The sequence below is a fragment of the Azospirillum oleiclasticum genome (genome assembly GCF_013423485.1).
GTDB classification, from domain to species: Bacteria; Pseudomonadota; Alphaproteobacteria; order Azospirillales; family Azospirillaceae; genus Azospirillum; species Azospirillum oleiclasticum.
This window is the reverse complement of the sequence record NZ_JABFFR010000005.1, coordinates 132,866-151,469: the sequence shown is the minus strand read 5'-3', so window position 1 is coordinate 151,469 and position 18,604 is coordinate 132,866. Positions and strand designations below refer to the sequence as shown.

Annotated in this window: 20 protein-coding genes; 4 read left to right on the top strand and 16 right to left on the bottom strand. The window is 72.0% G+C overall.

Annotation, left to right across the window (positions count from 1 at the left end):
• Nucleotides 1–17 precede the first annotated feature (17 nt).
• The 9 genes from HL658_RS08450 to HL658_RS08410 all read right to left on the bottom strand — a co-directional run bounded on the left by HL658_RS08450 (nt 18) and on the right by HL658_RS08410 (nt 9,960).
• Entirely contained in the window at nt 18–878 is an 861-nt protein-coding gene (locus HL658_RS08450; protein ID WP_180281506.1) for a hypothetical protein, read from the bottom strand.
• Nucleotides 878–1,483 carry a hypothetical protein gene (locus HL658_RS08445; RefSeq protein ID WP_180281505.1) on the bottom strand — a complete coding sequence of 202 codons (606 nt, stop codon included), beginning with the start codon at nt 1,481–1,483 and terminating at the stop codon, nt 878–880. Before HL658_RS08445 ends, HL658_RS08450 begins: the two co-directional genes overlap by 1 nt.
• A 116-nt stretch (nt 1,484–1,599) precedes the next feature.
• Complete coding sequence (locus HL658_RS08440) at nt 1,600–2,373, bottom strand: fumarylacetoacetate hydrolase family protein (protein WP_180281504.1); 774 nt, start codon at nt 2,371–2,373, stop codon at nt 1,600–1,602.
• Nucleotides 2,374–2,400: 27 nt separating this feature from the next.
• Nucleotides 2,401–3,465 (bottom strand): LacI family DNA-binding transcriptional regulator, encoded by a 1,065-nt coding sequence (locus HL658_RS08435; protein ID WP_180281503.1) that lies wholly within the window; start codon nt 3,463–3,465, stop codon nt 2,401–2,403.
• A gap of 125 nt (nt 3,466–3,590) precedes the next feature.
• Nucleotides 3,591–4,712 (bottom strand): DUF1513 domain-containing protein, encoded by a 1,122-nt coding sequence (locus tag HL658_RS08430; protein WP_246337395.1) that lies wholly within the window; start codon nt 4,710–4,712, stop codon nt 3,591–3,593.
• Between the two features lie 4 nt (nt 4,713–4,716).
• Nucleotides 4,717–5,829, bottom strand: a complete 1,113-nt coding sequence (locus HL658_RS08425) for an imelysin family protein (RefSeq protein ID WP_180281501.1) — start codon at nt 5,827–5,829, stop codon at nt 4,717–4,719.
• A gap of 66 nt (nt 5,830–5,895) precedes the next feature.
• On the bottom strand, nt 5,896–7,137 hold the full coding sequence (locus HL658_RS08420; RefSeq protein ID WP_180281500.1) for a di-heme oxidoredictase family protein: 1,242 nt from the start codon (nt 7,135–7,137) through the stop codon (nt 5,896–5,898).
• Nucleotides 7,134–8,588: a multicopper oxidase family protein gene (locus HL658_RS08415; RefSeq protein WP_180281499.1), complete on the bottom strand. Its 1,455-nt coding sequence runs from the start codon at nt 8,586–8,588 to the stop codon at nt 7,134–7,136. Before HL658_RS08415 ends, HL658_RS08420 begins: the two co-directional genes overlap by 4 nt.
• 97 nt (nt 8,589–8,685) lie before the next feature.
• Complete coding sequence (locus HL658_RS08410) at nt 8,686–9,960, bottom strand: imelysin family protein (protein WP_180281498.1); 1,275 nt, start codon at nt 9,958–9,960, stop codon at nt 8,686–8,688.
• A 164-nt stretch (nt 9,961–10,124) separates the two neighbouring features.
• On the opposite strand from HL658_RS08410, the gene HL658_RS08405 reads away from it, so the two are divergent.
• Nucleotides 10,125–10,829 (top strand): SDR family oxidoreductase, encoded by a 705-nt coding sequence (locus tag HL658_RS08405; RefSeq protein WP_180281497.1) that lies wholly within the window; start codon nt 10,125–10,127, stop codon nt 10,827–10,829.
• A 109-nt stretch (nt 10,830–10,938) separates the two neighbouring features.
• Here HL658_RS08405 and HL658_RS08400 read toward each other — a convergent pair whose 3' ends face one another.
• The 7 genes from HL658_RS08400 to HL658_RS08370 form a co-directional block, all read right to left on the bottom strand.
• Complete coding sequence (locus HL658_RS08400; protein ID WP_180281496.1) at nt 10,939–12,456, bottom strand: UxaA family hydrolase; 1,518 nt, start codon at nt 12,454–12,456, stop codon at nt 10,939–10,941.
• Between the two features lie 81 nt (nt 12,457–12,537).
• Nucleotides 12,538–12,990 carry a c-type cytochrome gene (locus HL658_RS08395; protein ID WP_180281495.1) on the bottom strand — a complete coding sequence of 151 codons (453 nt, stop codon included), beginning with the start codon at nt 12,988–12,990 and terminating at the stop codon, nt 12,538–12,540.
• Nucleotides 12,990–13,442, bottom strand: a complete 453-nt coding sequence (locus HL658_RS08390) for a c-type cytochrome (RefSeq protein ID WP_180281494.1) — start codon at nt 13,440–13,442, stop codon at nt 12,990–12,992. Before HL658_RS08390 ends, HL658_RS08395 begins: the two co-directional genes overlap by 1 nt.
• Complete coding sequence (locus tag HL658_RS08385) at nt 13,439–13,978, bottom strand: methylamine dehydrogenase light chain (protein WP_211109685.1); 540 nt, start codon at nt 13,976–13,978, stop codon at nt 13,439–13,441. The genes HL658_RS08390 and HL658_RS08385 overlap by 4 nt, the downstream gene beginning before the upstream one ends.
• Nucleotides 13,979–13,999: 21 nt before the next feature.
• The gene (mauD, locus tag HL658_RS08380; protein ID WP_196242128.1) at nt 14,000–14,608 is read right to left on the bottom strand and encodes a methylamine dehydrogenase accessory protein MauD; all 609 of its coding nucleotides are present in this window, start codon (nt 14,606–14,608) and stop codon (nt 14,000–14,002) included.
• Nucleotides 14,609–14,628: 20 nt separating this feature from the next.
• Nucleotides 14,629–15,162: a MauE/DoxX family redox-associated membrane protein gene (locus HL658_RS08375; protein WP_180281493.1), complete on the bottom strand. Its 534-nt coding sequence runs from the start codon at nt 15,160–15,162 to the stop codon at nt 14,629–14,631.
• Nucleotides 15,159–16,307, bottom strand: coding sequence for an amine dehydrogenase large subunit (locus HL658_RS08370; RefSeq protein ID WP_180281492.1), 1,149 nt, complete (start codon nt 16,305–16,307; stop codon nt 15,159–15,161). The genes HL658_RS08375 and HL658_RS08370 overlap by 4 nt, the downstream gene beginning before the upstream one ends.
• Nucleotides 16,308–16,474: 167 nt before the next feature.
• On the opposite strand from HL658_RS08370, the gene HL658_RS08365 reads away from it, so the two are divergent.
• The 3 genes from HL658_RS08365 to HL658_RS08355 all read left to right on the top strand — a co-directional run bounded on the left by HL658_RS08365 (nt 16,475) and on the right by HL658_RS08355 (nt 18,591).
• A complete protein-coding gene (locus HL658_RS08365; protein WP_180281491.1) occupies nt 16,475–17,398 on the top strand; it encodes a helix-turn-helix domain-containing protein in 924 nt (307 codons plus the stop codon).
• Between the two features lie 108 nt (nt 17,399–17,506).
• Nucleotides 17,507–18,190 (top strand): hypothetical protein, encoded by a 684-nt coding sequence (locus tag HL658_RS08360; protein ID WP_180281490.1) that lies wholly within the window; start codon nt 17,507–17,509, stop codon nt 18,188–18,190.
• The gene (locus tag HL658_RS08355) at nt 18,187–18,591 is read left to right on the top strand and encodes a PIN-like domain-containing protein (protein ID WP_180281489.1); all 405 of its coding nucleotides are present in this window, start codon (nt 18,187–18,189) and stop codon (nt 18,589–18,591) included. Before HL658_RS08360 ends, HL658_RS08355 begins: the two co-directional genes overlap by 4 nt.
• The last annotated feature ends 13 nt before the right edge of the window (nt 18,592–18,604 follow it).

Genomic DNA, 18,604 nt, shown 5'->3' with positions numbered 1-18,604 from the left:
GCGCCGGGTGGCGGCCGTCACCCGCCGCGCGGCGTGCCCATGTGGCCGGCGTCCATGATGCGGTTCTGGTATTCGGTGATCTCGTTGCCGGTCAGGCGGTCGGGGATGCGGATGTCGGCGGGGCCGCGCGGCACGGCGCGGCCCTTGCCGTCCACCTTGAAGGCGATGCCCTGGTCCCTGGCGTCGCCGTCGCGGACGTTGCGGTCGATCTTGACCTCGACGCTGTGGGTGGGGCCGCGGCGGTAGCTGTCGCCCTTGGGCTTGTAGCGGATGACGGTGCCGTCGGGATATTCCCACACGCGCATCCGCTGCCCGCCCTCGGTGGCGGCGGGGATCTGCCGCTCGGCTCCCTCGCGCACCCGGCCGCTGGCGACCTCCCTCTCCATGTGGCGGACGACCTCCTCGCCCCGCATTTCCCCCAGCTGCCGGCCGAGCCGCGAGGCCTCCCGCCCCTCCGGCCCGCCGGCCTGCCAGGCGTCCAGCCGCTGCCGCCGTTCCGCGGACATCCCGTTCCGGTTGAAGCACTCGCCGTTGGCGATGGCGCGGTCGGCCTGCTGGTGGATTTCGGTGCGGCGCGACGGGCTGATGCCGTCGCGCCGCATCGCCTCCGACTCGCGCTGACGCTGGCCGAGCGGGCCGTCCGTGGTCCGCGAACCCTCGACGCCCTCGCGCTCCCGCTGGCGTTGCTCCAGCGGATCGCTGCCGCTGCGGCCGCTCTCGCGGGCCCCGCGGCTGTCCTCCTTGCCGGTCTCGCGCGCCGGCTCCCGCGCCCGCCGCTCCGCGGAGGCCGGCGGTGCTGCCAGCGCCGTGACCAGCAGCAATGCGGCCAGCGCGGCGGCGGCGGGCCGCCCGATGCCGCGGACCAGGGCCGCGCCCATCAGTCCGTCCGCTCCACGAGGATCCGCGACTGCCGAAGGTCGCAGGGCGCGCTCTCGCACACCGACAGGGTGATCCGCTGGAAGGGGCGGTCGCGCCGTGCCTGCTCGCCGGGGGTGACGGCCGGCGCGCGGACGGCGATGAAGTCGCGCATCGCCGCCTCGATCCGGTCGGCCTCCGGGCTGCGCTTCAGCTCCGCCCGCTCCACCAGGACGACCGCATCGACGAAGTCGTGCTGCGACATGTCCAGGTCGATCACCGCGATGCCGAAGACGGACGTCGGCACATCGACGTCGTTCCAGTCGCAGTCGGCCGAGTCGTGGCAGGCGGAGCGGTTGGGGTCGCGCGGGTGGGTCAGGCAGCGTTCCAGGCCGCGGGCGCCGAACACGCAGGCCACCATGTCCGGCGGGCCGCCGGCATCGGGCAGGAACGGCCCGATGATGACCGCGCCCGGCCCGTCCCACGGCTGCCCGCTGGCCTTGGCGTGGTTGGCGACGACATGGATGTCGACGCGCTGCCGGTCGGCCGCGGTCGCCACGCCGGCCGCCGCCGGTAGCAGGAGCCCGGCGAGGGCCAGAACCACCGACGCGCGCATCCCGTACCCCATGGAACCCGCCCCCATCCGTCAGGACAGGGAAGGCTACCATCGGCAATCCAGGCGCGGTCAATCGCTTCCTGAACCGCGGGGTGCGGGCGCTGCGAGCCTTGCCTACGGTCGCGTGTTCACGCCACCACCACCTCCACCTCGCCGACGCCGGGGAAGCTCGCCACGGTGCGGCGGCCGGGTTCGGTGAAGATGGTGCCGCTGGTGGAGCCGGTGGTGACGATGGTGCCGGCCTGGAGCCCGCCGAAGGCACGGGCGCCGGTGTTGGCCATCCACACCAGCATGCGCATGGGGTCGCCGGCGGAGTTGCCGCCGACCGTCTCGAACGGCTCGCGGCCGTCGATGCGCAGGCTGACCGGCTGCTCCAGCGGGCGGACGCGGCGCCAGTCGGTGAGCGCCGGGCCGACGATCAGGGCGCCGTGGCTCATCTGGTCGGCGGCGGCACTCAGCTTGTCCACCACGCCCCAGGCGGCGTAGCGGGTGTCGATGATCTCGATGGCCGGGTGGATCGAGGCGATGGCGGCGGCCACCTCCTCCTCCGTGTAGGGCTCGTCGCGCGGCGGCAGCGGCGTGGCGAAGCGGTAGGCCAGCTCCGCCTCCATGCCGATCACGTTGAAGGCGGATGCGGGCAGCCGGGCCGGCCCCTCGTGCAGCGTGGCGGCGGTGATGGCGGAGCGCGCCGGCTCGGCGTCGGGCGACGGCGCCCCGACCTTCCAGGCGGCGACGGGGCCGAGCTTGCGCTGCACCGTGTCGAGGATGGCGTAGACCTCCGCCCAGTCCGCGGGCCGCGCGCCCTCGGGCAGGGCGTCGGGGCGCTTGCCGCCGCGGCGGGCGGCCAGCAGGCACTCCACGGCGGGGACGAGGTGCGGGGCGAGGCTGTCGGTGGTGGTCACGAAGGTTCCTTTCGCAAAAAAACCGGTTCACGCGGATCGGGGCGCACGGCCACGCTCGCGTCGTGGCACGGCGCCGCAGGACTCCCGGATGATCAGCCGGGTCGGCACGATAACCCGTTCCGGCGCGCCGTGGGGATCGGCGATGCGGCGGAGCAGGAGGGAGGCCGCCTCGCCGCCGATCTGGAAGGGCTGGGTGGCGACCGTGGTCAGCGCCGGACGGGCCATGGCCGCCTCCGGCACGTCGTCGAAGCCGGCGACGGCGAAGTCGCGCCCCGGCTGCACCCCGCGGTCGGACAGCCCCAGCATCAGCCCGATCGCCACGATGTCGTTGAAGGCGATGGCCGCGGTCGGCCGTTCGGACCGCGCCAGCAGCGCCGCCGCCGCCTCCATCCCGGCGCGGCGGGTCAGCGGGATGCGCAGCACGATGTCGGCCCGCAGCCCGTGCCGCTTCAGCGCGGCGGCGAATCCGGCGCGGCGGTCGGCCCAGGCGGAGTGGTTCAGCGTGCCGCCGACCAGCGCGATGCGCTCGTGCCCCAGCCGCACCAGATGCTCGGTCACCAGCTCCATGCCCAGCCGGTAGTCGGAGCCGGCATAGTCGCCGTCGCGCGCCGACAGGTGGCGCAACGCCTGCACGCAGGGCAGCCCCCAGTCGCGCATCCGCCCGACCAGCGAAGCCGGGGTGCCGGCTGCGGGGCAGAGGATCACGCCGTCCACCCCATGCTCGCGCATGCGCTGGAGAACGCGGTCCTGCTTGTCCGCGGACTCGCCGGTGTTGGCCAGGAAGGTGGCGCAGCCCGCCGCGTCCATCACCTGATCGACCCCCGCCGTCAGCTCGGCGAAGAAGGGGTTGGTGATCTCGCACACCAGCAGCCCGATGGTGCGGGTGCGCCCGCCGCGCATCGTCGCCGCACCGCGGTTGTAGACATAGCCGAGCGCGGCCATCGAGCGCGTGACCCGCTCCCGCGTCTCCGCCGCGACCAGCGGGCTTTCGCGCAGCACCAGCGACACGGTGGAGCGCGACACGCCGGCGTGCGCCGCGACGTCCTGCAACGTCACCCGCCCCCGCCCGCAGTCCCCGGCCCCCTCCCCCATGCCCGGCCCTCCCGACCGCTCCACGCGTTGCGGGATCGTCCCGCGTAATTGCCAGCGCGATTGTTGGATCGATCCAAAATGCGCGGGGCGGAACAATTCGTCAAGGGGGCCGTCGGCGCCCTGCCCTACCCCACCGGCGTCAAATGGTTGTCCCAGCGGTAGCCGGGGGTGGCGTGGGGCGGGTCGGCGGGGGTGCCGGCGACGGTGAAGGTGCCCACCGCGCCCAGCCCGTTGGTGGCCTCGAAACCGCCCTCGGCCGGGGCGATGCCGCAGCCGTCGGGCAGTTCGGCAAGGCCCAGCCAGCGGCCGTCGCGCCCGTCCCAGAAGCCGACCACCCCGCCACGCGGCGAGCTGGCGGCGACCACCCGGCCGTCGCTGGCGACGCTGCCGATGTAGCCGTCGAAGCGCGCCCACACGCCCTCCGGCGCGTCGAACAGCAGCGGTTGCGATCCCCGCCGATGCAGCCCGACCAGCGGCTGCACGTCGCCGGTCGGCCGCTCGTCCTGGGCGCCGAAGGCGACGGCGCCGTCGGCCATCGCCGCGATGTGGCGGATGCCGAGGTTGGAGAAATCCTCCGGCAGCCGGACCTTCTCCAGCAGCGCGCCGGTGGCGGCCTCCACATAGGTGATCGACGCGTCCATCTCATCGACGTTCAGCTTGGCCCGCCCGGTGTCGGGGTGGGTGATGACGCCGCCGTTGGCGACCACCAGCACCCGCCCGCCCTCCAGCGCCAGCAACTCGTGCGGCCCCAGCCCGTGCGCCGGGAGGGCGCCGGTGCGGCGGTAGCCGTCGCGCGGGTCGTAGATCCCGATGGAGCCGGCCTCCGCCTCCACATCGTCCTCGGCCACGTAGAGAATGCGGCCGTCACGGTCGAAGGCGCCATGGCCGGTGAAGCGGAACCCGTCCGGCACCGCCACCACCGCGCCCAGCGCGCCGGTCGCCAGATTCAGCGGCGCCAGCCAGCGGCCGGGGCGGCGCGCGAACACCACCGCCTGCGCGGCACCCGGCCGCGGCACCACCGCGTGCGCGCGGCCCGGCAGTTCCCGCGTGAAGGCGAGCGTGCCGTCGGGCCGCAGCCCCGCCACGCCGTAGCCCGCCGGCTGCCCGGCGGTGGCGTAGGCGCTGAGGTACAGCGGACCCTGGCCGCCGGCGCGCAGCGGCGCCGGGTTCAGGAGCGTGAGGGCGAGTCCGCCGCCGGCACCCGCCAGCAGCCCGCGCCGCGTCAACCGGATGAGATCCGTCGCCATCGGGTCAATCGCCATCGAGTTCATTGAATCCCAACGTCACGTCGATGAGGGGGGGAAGGGTGAAATTCACCACCGTCTGCGCGGCCTTGGCCGCCTTGAAGGCGACCTCCACCTTCGGCCGCGTCTCGGCGATCGCGCGGTCGAGCGGCCGGTCGATGGCCTTCACCGCGGCCAGTGCGGCGTCGAAGGCCTTGGCGGCGTCGGCGCGCGCCGCGTTGCCGGCGGCGTTGTCCGGGGCCAGCGCGGCGAAGCCCGGCCCGCCGGCCTCGCCCAGCATGATGGCGCGGATGGCCTGGAGATTGCCGGCGATCATCGCCAGCGACCGGCCGGCGCGCACCGCCTCCGCCAGCCCCGGCTTGGCCTCCGCCGCCGAGGCGCCCAGCGGGATCAGCAGCTTCTGATCGACCACGATCTGCGTCATGGTGACGACCGAGGCGTAGAGGTTGTTCACCGCCTCCGTCGGGTTGGCGCCGACCGGCGTCGCCTCCCCCGCCGTCAACTTCGGCGCCAGCCCGGCCCAGCCGTCGCGCACCTCCGTGGCGATGGCGGCGGCGTTGCGGGCCACGGCCACCGCCAGCGTGCAGCGGAAGGCCCCGGCCTCGCCGCCGGTGAAGGAGGCGGCGGTGACGCCGTCGTCGTGCAGCAGCCGCTCCAGCGCGGTCATCCCCTGCACCGCCGCACTCTGCTTGGCGATCGCACCCGGCTCCAGCAGCTTGGGATCACGGGCGTTGAGGATCTGGCCGAGCTGGCGGGCGACGATGTTCCGCCGCTCCGGCCAGAAGGCGAAACGGTCGGTGCGCGTCTCCAGCAGCAGCGGGCCGGGGCGCAGGTGCTGGGCGCCGGCCCAGCCGTCCATGGCGGCGGCGAAGGCCGCGCGCGCCGCGGTCAGCCCGGCGGCGTCGGGGGCCGCGCAGAACCGGTCGAGCGCCGTGTGCAGCCCGGCGGTGGTGGCGGCCAGCGTGCCGATTCGTGGCGTGATGTGGCTCGACAGCAGCGCGGACAGAAAGGCCCGGTCGCCGTCGGCCGTGCGCGCCAGCGCCGGCAGGGGCAGGGACGCCAGCACGGCGGCGCCGACGCCGAAGGCGAGGCCGTGGGTGAGCAGGGTTCGTCGGTTCATGGTCGGTCTCGGGTGTCGGAGCGTTTCACAACCCTACCCCGGCGGGGAGAGGGCTTGCCGCAGCAATCACAGCGAGCGCAGGAAGCGCAGCAGGCGGTCGCGGTCGGCGCGGGACAGGCCGCGGTACCGCTCGCGGGCGCGGGCCGCCTCGCCGCCGTGCCAGAGGATCGCCTCCTCCACGCCGCGGGCGCGGCCGTCGTGCAGCAGGGCCAGGCGCCCCTCGTCGGCGGCCAGCCGGTTCAGGCCCCACAAGGGCGCGGTGCGCCATTCCGCCCCGGTGCCGCCCGGCTCGTCCAGCCCATCGGCCAGATCCGGGCCCATGTCGTGCAGCAGCAGGTCGGAATAGGGGTGCACCGGGCCGCCGCCTGTGTCGAACTGGCCCGTGTCGAAACGCGGGGTGTGGCAGGCGGCGCAGCCGGTGGCGGTGAAGAGGGCCGCACCCTCCCCCTCCGGCTTGCGGTCGCCGGGCGGCGGCAGGGCGCGCAGATAGCCATCGACCAGCGCCAGCACCTCGCCCGGAATCTCCAGCCCGCCGAACTGCGGCTGGTCGCCGTGCGGCGCCGCGCGGCAGGCGGTCTGGGTCGGGGTGCAGTCGCCCCAGGGATCGCGGTGGAGCGGCGTGGACATGCCGATGTCCAGGAAGAAGGCGTCGGAGTCCTGGCTTTCCAGCGTGGCGTGGCTGGCCTTGCGCCCGAAGCGTCCGAGCGCCATGCCGCCGCCCGGTGCCGGCACCCGCGCCGCCCGGCCGGAGACGCCGTCGCCGTCGCGATCCTCGGGGTCGGCCAGCGCCAGGATGGCGGCCTCCGGGATCGCCTCCAGCGCCCCCATCCCGCGCACCGGCGGGGCGACCCGCGCCGAGACGGCGGCGGTGATCGGGCCGAAGCCCAGGCCGGTCACCGTGAAGGTCGGGCGGCGCAGCACCACCACATGGCCGTCGGGGAAGGCCACCTTCTCGTCCTGCCACGTCGCGGCGACGCGCCCCTCCGCGGTGTGCCCGGTGACGCCGTGGATCTGCACCTGCCGGCCATAGACGGGATCGTTGCCGAGCCGGATGGCGAAACCGATCCCCTGATCCTCCGGGTCGTCACCGGCGGGCGGGCGCCCGCGTCCGGCCGCGGGGTGGCAGGCGGCGCAGGAGCGTGCGTTGTAGAGCGGCCCCAGCCCGTCGGCGGCGCGGGTCGAGGCCGGCGCCTCCACCCACAGCCGCTCGAACAGCGCCTTGCCGATCTCCAGATCCAGCCCGCGGTCGGCCAGCGCCGCCGCGGGGGCCAGCAACAGCAGCAGGAGAAGGAGCAGACGGGCCGTCATGCGACGCGGAGATAGCCCATCATCCCCGTCTCCTGATGCTCGATGATGTGGCAGTGGAACATCCAGTCGCCGGGGTTGTCGGCCTTGATGGCGACGCGCATGCGCTCCTTCGGCTCCAGCAGCACGGTGTCGGCGTGGTGGCGCGGCAGGTCGCGCTTGTCCGATCCCAGCACCAGGAAGGCGTAGCCGTGGATGTGGATGGGGTGCAGGTGCGGTGTCAGGTTCACCAGCTCGAACACATAGCTCTTGCCGCGGGTCAGAGTCACCAGCGGCGGCGGCAGCCGCTCGTGCCCGTCCTGCGGCCAACTCTTCTGGTCGATGGCCCAGAAGGTCTTTTCCGACAGGCAGAGCGAGTCGGCGTAGGGCAGCCCGGCCAGCACCGCCGGCGCGAAGGACTGCGCCACCGCGGTGGACGAGAAGTCGAAGCGGTGCGTCTCGGCCCGCTTCAGATCCGGCTGCGGTATGTCGTGGGCGGGCAGCGGCCGCGGCGTGAAGCGGCCGTTGGGGCGCGGCGCGCCGGCCGTGCGCAGCGTCGCCAGCGGCCGCGGCTCGGCGGCGTAGGCGTTGACCAGCCGGATGTCGCGGCCGGGTTCGGCGGGGGCCCGGAACACCACGTCGATGCGCATGGCCGGTCCCATCACCCAGCCGTCGAGCGGGCGCGGGGCCAGGGGAAGCCCGTCCACCGCCAGGATGAAGGCCTCCGCCCCGTCCAGCCGCAGATCGACGACGCGGGTGCTGTCGACATTGTACAGGCGCAGCCGCACGTCGCCGTTGGCCGGCACCTCGATCACCGGGTCGATGCGGCCGTTCACCGTGGCGACGTTGCCGAAGGTCCCGGCGCGCGCCGCGCCGCGGTCGCTGGTCAGCGTGCCGAAGCGGCCGTCCGCCTCCAACTGCCAGTCCTTGACCATCAGCGGCAGGTCGGCGTCGAAGACGGGGCCGTTGGTGTCCTCCACGATCAGCAGCCCGGCCAGCCCGCGGCCCAGCAGCTTCACCGTGTCGCAATGGGAATGGAAGAAGAAGGAGCCGCTGTCCGGCGGCACGAAATCATAGGTGAAGCTCTCCCCCGGCTGCACCGGCTTCTGCGTCAGCCAGGGCACGCCGTCCTGCGCGTTGGGCAGGCGGATGCCGTGCCAGTGGATGGAGGTGTGCTCGTCCAGCCCGTTGACCAGCGTGGCGCGCAGCCGCTGCCCGCGCTTCATGCGGATGACCGGGCCGGGGAAATCGTCGGAATAGGTGATGACCGGCGACGGGCCCGCCGGCTCCGGCAGGATGCGCGCCTCGCGCTGCTTCGCCACCAGCGTCACCCCGACGGTGCCGGTCGCGAGCGGACCGGGCGGCGGGAAGGCGGGGGCGGCCACGGCCCAGCCGGCGCCGGCCGCCAGCACCCCGCCGGCCAGCGACGCGGCACCACCGGCCAGGATGCTGCGGCGATTCGGGAGCGATGCCATCGTGATCGTTCGCGACCCTTGCTGCGGTGGCGGGTGGGTGACACCGGGCCGGCGCCGGCCCGGGTGCGGCGCCGGCCCGGTGTCACCTTGACCCCGCTTACTTCCCGACCTTGGACGGATCGTCCAGGCTGTCGGAACCTTCGATCTCGATCTTCACGCCCAGCGCCGCGACCACGGTCTCCAGCGCCTTCTTCTGGTCGACCAGACGGTCCACGGCGGTGGAGACGATGGCGTTGCCCTCGGCGTTGCCGGCGCCGATCATCTGGTCGTAGGCCATCTTGCCGCCGTCGGCGGTGTCCTTCATGACCTGGAAGGCCTTCAGCGTCTGGCCCATCGCCGCGGTCACCTTGGCGTCCGCCTCCGGCGCCTTGGCGGCGACGTATTCGGACAGCGACGGGCCGGTCACCACGGTGCCGTCGGTGCGGGTGTATTTCCCGGACCAGACGTTCATCATGCCGACCTGGTCGTAATAATGCGAGTTGTGCGTGTTGTCGGAGAAGCAGTCGTGCTCCTCCTCCGGGTCGTGCAGGATGAGGCCGAGCTTCATGCGCTCGCCGGCCAGCTCGCCGTAGCTCAGGCTGCCGATGCCGGTGAGGATGCGGGCGATGCCGCCCTTCTCGCCGGCCTTCTGCACCTCGGCCCGTGCCTTGCCCTTGGGCCCCCAGGCCTTCGCCATCTCCTCCAGATCCTCGACCAGCAGGTCGGTGGCGACCTTCAGGAACTGCGCGCGGCGGTCGCAGTTGCCGTTGGTGCAGTCGGTCTTGGAGAAGTCGGTCGCCTTGCGGTTGCCGGCACCGGGGCCGGTGCCGTTCAGGTCCTGGCCCCACAGCAGGAACTCGATGGCGTGGTAGCCGGTGGCGACGTTCGCCTCGACCCCGCCGGCCTCCTGCAGCTTGTCGGCCAGCAGCTTCTTGGTGATCTTGGCCGCGTCGATGGTCTTGCCGGCGGCCTTCACCTTCGGGTTGGCGATCACGTTCGCCTTGCCGTAGGGGTTCTCGTCGCCCGCCTCATAGGACGGGTCGGTGTAGTCGATCAGCCCCTCGTCGAGCGGCCAGGCGTTGACCTTGCCCTCCCACTTGTCGACGATGGGGTTGCCGAAGCGGAAGGCCTCGGTCTGCATGTAGGGCACGCGCGCCACGATCCACGCCTCGCGGGCCTTGGCCAGCGTCTCGGCCGTGGGGTTGGCGAGCAGCGCGTCGATCGCCGTGCGCAGCGTCTTGGCCGAACTCAGCGAGTCCTCGTAGCTGGCCTGGGCGATGTCGGCGTAGGTCTTCAGCACCTCCTTCGCTGCGGGTGCGGCCGAGGCGACACCGAACGGAAGAAGAAGGGCGACCATGGCGGTGGCGGCAAGACCGACAACGCGCTTCCTCATGAGGAACTCCCTGGGCTGCAAGTGCGACTAAGTCGCAGTTACTATCCTCTTGACCGCTGTTGTCAAGCTTTGATCGCGCGGCTTGACGTCGCGGCACCGCGCGGCCGATAGGTGAAAACCGCAAGACCAGGGCCCACAAAGCCAGGAATGGGAGGAGACCCGGAATGTCGGATCGGAAGGTGGCGGTGGTGACCGCGGGTGGCAGCGGCATGGGGGCGGACGCCGCCCGGCGGCTGGCGGCGGACGGCTTCGCGGTGGCGATCCTGTCCTCCTCGGGCAAGGGCGAGGCGCTGGCGGCGGAGCTGGGCGGCGTCGGCGTGACCGGCTCCAACCGCTCCAACGACGATCTCAAGCGGCTGGTGGACCTTGCGCTGGAGCGGTGGGGCCGCATCGACGTGCTGGTCAACAGCGCCGGCCATGGCCCGCGCGCGCCGGTGCTGGAGCTGACCGACGAGGAGTGGCACACCGGCCTCGACGTCTATCTGATGAACGTCATCCGCCCGACCCGGCTGGTGACGCCGGCGATGGTGGCGCAGGGCGGCGGGGCGATCATCAACATCTCCACCTTCGCCGCCTTCGAGCCGGACCCGTTGTTCCCCACGTCCGGCGTCTTCCGGGCCGGGCTGGCCGCCTTCACCAAGCTGTTCGCCGACAAGTACGCCGCCGACAACGTGCGCATGAACAACGTGCTGCCCGGCTTCATCGACAGCCTGCCGGAGAAGGAGGACCGCCGCCAGCGCATCCCCATGGGCCGCTACGGCCGCAGCGCCGAGGTCGCCGCCACCATCGCCTTCCTGGCGTCGGACGGCGCCGGCTACATCACCGGCCAGAACATCCGCGTGGACGGCGGCATCACGCGGTCGGTGTAGCGGTTCAAGAAACCTCTCCCCACCGGGGAGAAGGTCGGCGCGCAGCGCCGGGTGAGGGTAGCCCCCTCACCCTGCCCTCTCCCCGCCGGGGAGAGGGTTATTGCCCCCCTCACATCGTCGCGCCGATCACCCAGGGCACGAACTCCGCGTCGCCGTAGCCGAGCTGTTCGGACTTGCTGCGCTCGCCGGACGCGACGCGGAGGATCGTGTCGAAGATCTCCCGCCCCTTCTCCTCCAGCGGCACGCCGTCCAGCACATCGCCGCAGTTGATGTCCATGTCGTCGGTCATGCGGCGGTAGACGTCGCTGTTGGTGGCGAGCTTGATCGACGGCGTCGGCTTGCAGCCGTAGGCGGAGCCGCGGCCGGTGGTGAAGCACAGGATGTTGGCGCCGCCGGCCACCTGCCCGGTCGCCGCCACCGGGTCGTAGCCCGGCGTGTCCATGAACACGAAGCCGCGCCCGTCCACCGGCTCGGCGTAGTGGTAGACGCCCTGGAGTGTCGTCGTGCCGCCCTTGGCCGCCGCCCCCAGCGACTTCTCCAGGATGGTGGTCAGCCCGCCGGCCTTGTTGCCGGGCGAGGGGTTGTTGTCCATGGTGCCGTGGTTGCGGGCGGTGTAGTCCTCCCACCACTTGATGATGGAGACCAGCTTCTCCCCCACCTCGCGCGTCGCGGCGCGGCGGGTCAGCAGATGTTCGGCGCCATAGATCTCCGGCGTTTCCGACAGGATGGCGGTGCCGCCGTGCTTCACCAGCCTGTCCACCGCCATGCCGAGTGCCGGGTTGGCGGTGATGCCGGAATAGCCGTCGGAGCCGCCACACTGGAGCGCCAGCATCAGCTCCGAGGCCGGTGCCGTCTCCCGCCGCGCCCGGTCCACCAGCGGCAGCATGGCGCGGATGGCGTCCACCCCGGCGTCCACGGTCTTCCTCGTGCCGCCCTGCTCCTGGATGGTGAAGGTGCGGAAGGTGTCCGTCTCCGCCATGCCATAGGCGTCCATCCAGCGCTTGATCTGGAAGGATTCGCAGCCCAGCCCCACCATCACCACGCCCCCCATGTTGGGGTTGCTGGCGTAGCCCCACTGGGTGCGCTTCAGCACGTCGTAGCCCAGCCCCTCCGTGTCCATGGCGCAGCCGGTGCCGTGCACCAGCGGGATCACCCCGTCCACATGGGGAAACTCGTCGAGGATGCCCGACCGCTCCACCTCCCGCGCCATGAAGCGGGCGACGCTGGCGGAGCAGTTCACGCTGGTCATGATGCCGATGTAGTTGCGGGTGCCCACCTTGCCGTTCGGCCGGCGGAAGCCCTCGAAGGTGGCGCGCAGCTCCGGCGGCAGCGGCTCCTCGTGCGCGGCGTCGGCGCAGAAGTCGTAGTCGCGCTCGAAGGCGGCGAAGGCGCAATTGTGGGTGTGGACATGCTGGCCCGGCGCGATGTCCTCGGACGCGAAGCCGATGATCTGGCCGAACTTGCGGATCGGCTCGCCCTTCGCCATCGGCCGCAGCGCCATCTTGTGCCCGCGCGGGATGCGCACGGCCGCCACGACGCCGCGGACCTCGCTGCCGGGATCCACCGGATCGACGACGACGGCGACGGTGTCGGCGGGGTTCAGGAGAAGTGTGCGTGGCGCGCTCATGGTTCGGCATCCGGATTGTGGACCGAGGCCGAGATTACCCGTTCGTCCACGCAACACCAAGCCGCCTGATGCCCCGCTCCCTCACGGCCAGGGGTAGCCGGCCGTTTGCACCCCGGCCGCCGCCAGGCGGGCGACGATGGTGCGGCGGAAGCCCACCACGTCGTCCACCGCCCGCGCCCGCCGCTCGGTCACCTCCGCCGCGGTGAAGGGGGTGTAGCCGGCGGGCAGCGACGATCCGGCCCAGTTCGCCATGATGAAGTTGATCACCCCGGCGATCTCGTTGTCGGTCAGGCTGGCCCCGATCACGCCCGGCACATGCAGGATGTAGGTCCGCCCCTCGTCGTCGCCGGCGAAGGCCCCGACATAGTTGCGGAAGTCGGGGATGCCGCCGACCGGGCTGCCGGCCCCGTCCATGCCGTGGCAGCCGGTGCAGCGCAGGATGTAGTTGGTCCGCGGCTGGAGTTCCCCCGCCGCCGCGGCGCCCGTCGCCAGCCCGGCGGCCAGCACCGCCACCGCCATCATCCCGCGCGCCATCACCCACCTCCCTTGCGCAGGGTGCGCAGGGCGCCGTGCGAGGGCACGGCACCCCGGACCTCGACCAGCAAAGCCGGCGTCAGCGTGTGGGCGGTGCCGGCGAGATCCTTCAGGACATAGCTGCCGACCGCCGCCAGCGCGGCGTCGTCCAGCCCGTCCTGCGGCGGCATCACCAGCCCCATGTATTTCTCCCCGCCGGCCTCGATGGTGCCGGACAGCCCGCCCAGCAGCACCCCCGCCACATAGCGGGGGGCCGTGTCGCCGAGCCGGCCCCACAGGGCCGGATCGACCAGCGGCGGGGCCAGGCCCGGCGCGCCGACGCCCCCGGCCTGGTGGCAGGCGGCGCAGACCTGCTCGAACACCGCCTTGCCGTCCTCGGCGCCCCCATCCGCCGCCAGGGCCGGCGACGCGGTCAGCGCCGCCAGCGCGAACACCCCGGCCGCCGCCCTCATTCGGCCAGACCGACCAGCAGGGCCACCGTGCAATGATAGCCCTTGGAGGCGTTCGCCATGCACCAATTGATGTCGTTGTGCAGGCCCATCCGGTAGCCCGGCCGCTCGCCGACGGATTTCAGGCAGAAGGGGCTGTTGTCGCAGATCGGCTTGCCGCAGCAGTCGTTGTAGGAGACGAGGTAGTCCTTGTTGTCGTTGGGGTTGCGGCAGGTGCCGACCCACGACACCTTGGACGCCTCCGACCCCGGCGGGCACTGGGTCAGTGAGCCGCCGCAGGCGCTGCACAGGTTGCCGTCCAGCGCGCAGTAGCGCCAGTACTCGCACGACACGGCGTCGCCGTCGGTGACCGGGGTGGCGGCGTGGGCCTGCCCGAAGGTGCGGTCGAAGGGCAGCAGCGGCAGCAGCCCGCCGCCCACCACCAGCGCCCCGGTCTTGGCGAGGAAGCTGCGCCGGCCGTTGGTCTTGGCCATCGTCCGGGCGCTCCGCTCGGCGAACCGGTCGAGCCGTTCCATGAGCGCATCGAGAAGAGAGATCACGTCGGTCCTCCTTTGCGGGTGTCAGTGTTGAGCGGGCGCGGGGCCGTCCAGGAAGCTCTGGATCGAACCGACACCCATCTCGTGCGCGTTGAACAGGCTTTCGAGCTGCTCGCGGTTGTTGATCAGCCCTTTGGCGCGCACCACGCCGGCGCTGTCGATCAGCACGGCGAAAGGCAGGCGCGACACCCGGTAGGCAAGCCCCAGCTCGGTGGACAGCACATAGGGGAAGGCCGACAGGTCGGCGGTCTGGACGAAGCGCTCGTGCTTGTCGCGCTCGCCGTCGCTGGCGAGAACCACGTCGAGCCAGCCCGCCTCCGCCTGCCGGACCGAGCGCAGCACGGGCAGCAGCTTCTTGCAGACCGGGCAGGTCGGCGACACGAAGAAGACCAGCATGGAGCGGTCGGGGCGCGGGCCGATCGCCACCTCGCCGCCGGTCAGGCTGGCCAGTGTGAAGACCGGGGTGGTGTCGCCGACCTTGGGGCCGCTGTCGTTGATCAAGGCGCCCATCGGCGAGATGCGCTCGAACAGCACGCCCACCTGACGGGCCAGCGCGAACAGGGCGACGATCAGGGCGATCACCACCAGCCACAGCACCGCCAGGGCGAAGAGGAGGATATCCACGGTGTCCATTGCACAGGCTTCCTTTTCCGTCAGGCGCGGCGGCGCAGATGGGCGGCGTTGGCGAGGAGCTGATCGACCAGCGCGTAGCCGATCCACAGCGTGACGCCGACCAGCAGCGCGGTCAGCGCCTCGGGCGCCAGCAGGCTTCCGGGCACGGTGCCGAGGCCGAAGGCCGCGATCCCCGCCAGCCCCAGGTTGCGGACCACCAGCGCCGGCCCCAGCGGCTGCACCGCCCCGCCGCACCCGCATTCGATGCGGTCGCGGCCGCGGGCCACGTTGATGCCGATCGCCGCCGCGTAGCCGAGCAGCAGGGCGATGGCGAGCAGCGATCCCGCCGCCTGCCCGCCCGGCACCACCAGCGCCGCCACGGTCAGCAGCTCCAGCCCCAGCGCCACCCCGGCGGCGGGACGCGACCAGCTCTCCGGCACCACCCGGTAATCCGCGACATAGCCGGTGAAGGCGGTGAAGTCGGTCAGCTTGTGCAGGGCCGCCTGGGCGAACAGCAGCGCGGTGAAGGCCACCGCGGAGCCGGCCGCCATTTCGGTCCAGGCGCCACCGGTCACGGCGTCACCTGCGCCACGAAGGGGAAGCCGGTCACCTTCGCCTCCCCCGTCTTGGTCAGCGCGAAGCCGGCCTTGGGGTCGCTGGTGTAGCGGATCATCTTCGGGTCCTCGGTCAGCCCGAAGAGCACCGGCGCCTCATCCGCGCTGATGGCGAAGGAGGCCACATGCTCGACCGCCGAGCGCGACAGGATCTTCTTGGCCTTCAGGTCGTAGGCCCAGATCTCCTCGGCCGGGTTCTTGTGGCTGCCGTTGCCGGCGTCGGGGTGCATGGCGACGAACAGCACGCCGGCCTTCTCGGCGTAACCCATCATCGCGTAGCCGCCGGGCGCCCATTTGCCGTCGACCCCGTCGGTGATCTTGATGGTCTCGACCGTCTTCACCGCCGCCTCGGCGTCGGACAGGCGGTAGAGCGTGCCGTTGAAGGACGCGAACAGCAGGTCGCCGCCCACCCGCACGCCCGAAATGAAGATCGGGTCGCTGTTGACGTCGAAGATCCTGGCGCTGTCCGTCTTGCCGGCCGGGGCACCGTCGGCGGTCACCGCGTAGGTCTGGAAGATGCCGGTGCCGCAGATGGTGGAGAATTTGTAGGCGCCGGCGGCCGAGGGATAGATGCCCCAGCAGCCGGGCGTCGGGATCTCGGCGGTCACGCTGCCCTTCGCCACATCGACCACCGTCACCGAGGCCGCCGGCGTGCCGTTCTGCACATAGAGGAACTTGCCGTCGGCGCTGGCCTGGAACATCGGCTGGTAGCCCAGCGTCATGGCCGCCTTTGCCGGCAGGCTCACCTCCTTCACCGGGGTCAGCTTGGCCACGTCGTAGACCTGCACGACATGCTCGATGTCGCCGTAGGTGATGCGCTTCATGAAGGTGGACTGGGAATAGGCGGTCTTGCCGTCCGGCGACACCAGCATCTGCCCCATGCTGCCCGACGCCATCAGGCCCTTGAACGCCAGATCGTCCTTGCCGAACACGGCGATGGATCCGGCGCCCTTCCACTCCTGCTGGTAGACCAGCACGTTGGGGCCGGGGTCGATGGTCTCCTTGACCGTCAGAGTCTCCGGTTTGAAATCGGCCTGCTGCGCCATCGCCGGTGCCGCGACGACGGCGAGCACCGCGCACAGCGCGAGTTTGTCGAGCTGGACCACGGGCAACCCTCCGTAATTGAACTGATGTGAAGCCTAAGCGGGCAACCGCGGCCAGGGCTATCCAGTTTGCCGGGTAAGTTTGCACAGAACGCAGGCAAAGAATTGGCTTGACTGACATTGAGGCAACTTCTTCAATTCGCCTGCGGGGTGCAGGGGGCGAGGGGGCCATGACGTTCAGTCGTCAGGTGTACGTCGACGCGTGCGAGCAGGAGCGCGGGCTGGACCGCTGGTCGCAGCATTACACCCAGCTCAAGCCGGGTGGCTATCAGGGCTGCATCGAAACGCTGGGCCTTCCGGGCGTGACCATCGCGCGCGAGCGCATCAACGTGGCGGTGGAGGAGCGGGTGGCGGCACCCGCCGGCACGCTCGTCTATGTCCAGTCGCTGGGGCCGGCGCCGTCCTGCGTCACCAACGCCTGCCGGGTGCCGACCGGCGGTGTGATGATGCTGCGTGGCGGCGAGGAGATCCACGTCGCCACCGACGAGGCCACCGATCTGCTGATCGCCACGGTGGACACGCGGGCGCTGCCGGAGGGGGAGCCGCCGCCGCGCTCGCCGCCGCTGCTGTTCTCACCCGGCTTTCAACAGGCGGAGCTGGCGACGGCCTGGTTCCTGTCTCTGATCCTGGGGCAGGAAACCGGCCTGATGATGGCGATGCCCGACCACGCGCCGATCCTGGGGCAGCTCGTGGTCGACCGGCTGGCCGCCCTGTTCGGCATGATCGCCCAGCGCGGCCGGTCGCCCGATCCGGCGACCCGCGACGAATACCGCCTGTTCCAGCGCGCCCGCGCGCTGGTGCTGGCCGAGGAGGCGGAGGATCACACCCCGGCCGGGCTCGCCGCCCGCCTCGGCGTGTCGCCGGAGGCGCTGCGCCGCGCCGTGATGGCGACGGTCGGCGTCGGCCCGGCGGTGTGGCTGCGCCACATGCGCCTGGACGGCGCCCACCGCGACCTCGCCGCCGGCGGCCGGGGCGCCACCGTGTCCGAGATTGCCATGAAATGGGGCTTCTGGCACCTCGGCCGCTTCTCCTCCACCTACGCCGCGGTTTATGGCGAACCGCCGTCCCAGACCATGCGGCGGGCCGGGGGGTAGGATGGAGCGTCCGCCGCCGACCGGACGGTACGCCGCACGCATGCCGGTTGCCGGGGCGCCCGCAGCTTGTCATCTTGTGGGGGAGTGGGCAGGACGGTCGGAGGGCCGATGGACGGGTCGACGGGATCGCTGGTTGGGGTGGGGCTGTACACGGTGCCGGAAGCGGCCCGCCTCACCCGCGTGCCCGCGGCCAGGATCCGTGGCTGGATCAACGGCTATCGGGGCGGGGACCGGCGGGCCCCGGTGATCCACCGGCAGCTTCCGGTGATCGCCGGAAAATCTGCGCTCGGTTTCCTCGACCTGATCGAGGTGCGCTTCGTCAACTGGCTGATCGGCTCCGGCGTTGGCTGGCGGACCATCCGCACCGCCGCGGAGCGGGCGCGCGACGCCCTCGGCCATGAACACCCCTTCGCGCTGGCGCGGTTCCACACCGACGGCAAGGGCATCTTCCTGGAGACCCAGCGCGACACGGACGACCGTCGTTTGCTGGATCTGGTCCGCAACAACTTCGCCATGTACGACGTGCTGGAGCAGAGCTTCCGCGACGGCATCGACTTCGACCGGCAAGGCGTCGCCGCGGGCTGGCGGCCGGCGGAGGGCGAGCGGGCGATCATCCTGGACCCGGTCCGTTCCTTCGGACGCCCCATCGACGACGCGTCCGGCGTGCCGACCGCGACGCTGGCCGACGCCTATGCGGCCGAGGGATCCCTGGAGCGGGTGGCCACATGGTTCGAGCTACCGTCCGACGCGGTCCGCCGGGCCGTCGCCTTCGAACTGAAGCTCGCCGCATGAGGTTCCTGTTCGACGAGCACATCGCACCCCGGCTGGTGCGGGCACTCTCCGAACTCGCGGCGGGCGAGCCCTATGCGGTGCAGCACCTTCGCGACCGCTTTCCCCACGGGACGACGGACGTCACATGGCTCGGTGACCTCGCCGCCGAGGGCGGCTGGGCCTTCGTCAGCGAGGACCGGCGCATCCGTCGGCGCCCCCATGAGTTGGCGGCGCTTCGCGAGTCCCGCCTGATCGGGTTCTTCCTGGCCAAGGGTTGGAACCAGGAAGGGTTATGGGGGCACGCCGCCCTGCTGATCGGCTGGTGGCCAGCCATCGTTGCGACGGCGGCCCAGGCGAAGCCGGGCCAGATGTTCGAGGTGCCGCACCGCCGGACGACGGCGCCGCTGAAGCCTTTGCGGTGACGGGAGGGGCGGG

Excerpts from the sequence above, each read along its gene's own strand:
- HL658_RS08395 (WP_180281495.1), bottom strand. The coding sequence starts at position 12,990 with ATGGCGCGCGGGATGATGGCGGTGGCGGTGCTGGCCGCCGGGCTGGCG.
- HL658_RS08415 (WP_180281499.1), bottom strand. The coding sequence starts at position 8,588 with ATGGCATCGCTCCCGAATCGCCGCAGCATCCTGGCCGGTGGTGCCGCG.
- mauD (WP_196242128.1), bottom strand. The coding sequence starts at position 14,608 with ATGGACACCGTGGATATCCTCCTCTTCGCCCTGGCGGTGCTGTGGCTG.
- HL658_RS08405 (WP_180281497.1), top strand. The coding sequence starts at position 10,125 with ATGTCGGATCGGAAGGTGGCGGTGGTGACCGCGGGTGGCAGCGGCATG.
- HL658_RS08390 (WP_180281494.1), bottom strand. The coding sequence starts at position 13,442 with ATGAGGGCGGCGGCCGGGGTGTTCGCGCTGGCGGCGCTGACCGCGTCG.
- HL658_RS08355 (WP_180281489.1), top strand. The coding sequence starts at position 18,187 with ATGAGGTTCCTGTTCGACGAGCACATCGCACCCCGGCTGGTGCGGGCA.
- HL658_RS08400 (WP_180281496.1), bottom strand. The coding sequence starts at position 12,456 with ATGAGCGCGCCACGCACACTTCTCCTGAACCCCGCCGACACCGTCGCC.
- HL658_RS08430 (WP_246337395.1), bottom strand. The coding sequence starts at position 4,712 with ATGGCGACGGATCTCATCCGGTTGACGCGGCGCGGGCTGCTGGCGGGT.
- HL658_RS08425 (WP_180281501.1), bottom strand. The coding sequence starts at position 5,829 with ATGAACCGACGAACCCTGCTCACCCACGGCCTCGCCTTCGGCGTCGGC.
- HL658_RS08360 (WP_180281490.1), top strand. The coding sequence starts at position 17,507 with ATGGACGGGTCGACGGGATCGCTGGTTGGGGTGGGGCTGTACACGGTG.
- HL658_RS08445 (WP_180281505.1), bottom strand. The coding sequence starts at position 1,483 with ATGGGGTACGGGATGCGCGCGTCGGTGGTTCTGGCCCTCGCCGGGCTC.
- HL658_RS08450 (WP_180281506.1), bottom strand. The coding sequence starts at position 878 with ATGGGCGCGGCCCTGGTCCGCGGCATCGGGCGGCCCGCCGCCGCCGCG.
- HL658_RS08420 (WP_180281500.1), bottom strand. The coding sequence starts at position 7,137 with ATGACGGCCCGTCTGCTCCTTCTCCTGCTGCTGTTGCTGGCCCCCGCG.
- HL658_RS08410 (WP_180281498.1), bottom strand. The coding sequence starts at position 9,960 with ATGAGGAAGCGCGTTGTCGGTCTTGCCGCCACCGCCATGGTCGCCCTT.
- HL658_RS08365 (WP_180281491.1), top strand. The coding sequence starts at position 16,475 with ATGACGTTCAGTCGTCAGGTGTACGTCGACGCGTGCGAGCAGGAGCGC.
- HL658_RS08435 (WP_180281503.1), bottom strand. The coding sequence starts at position 3,465 with ATGGGGGAGGGGGCCGGGGACTGCGGGCGGGGGCGGGTGACGTTGCAG.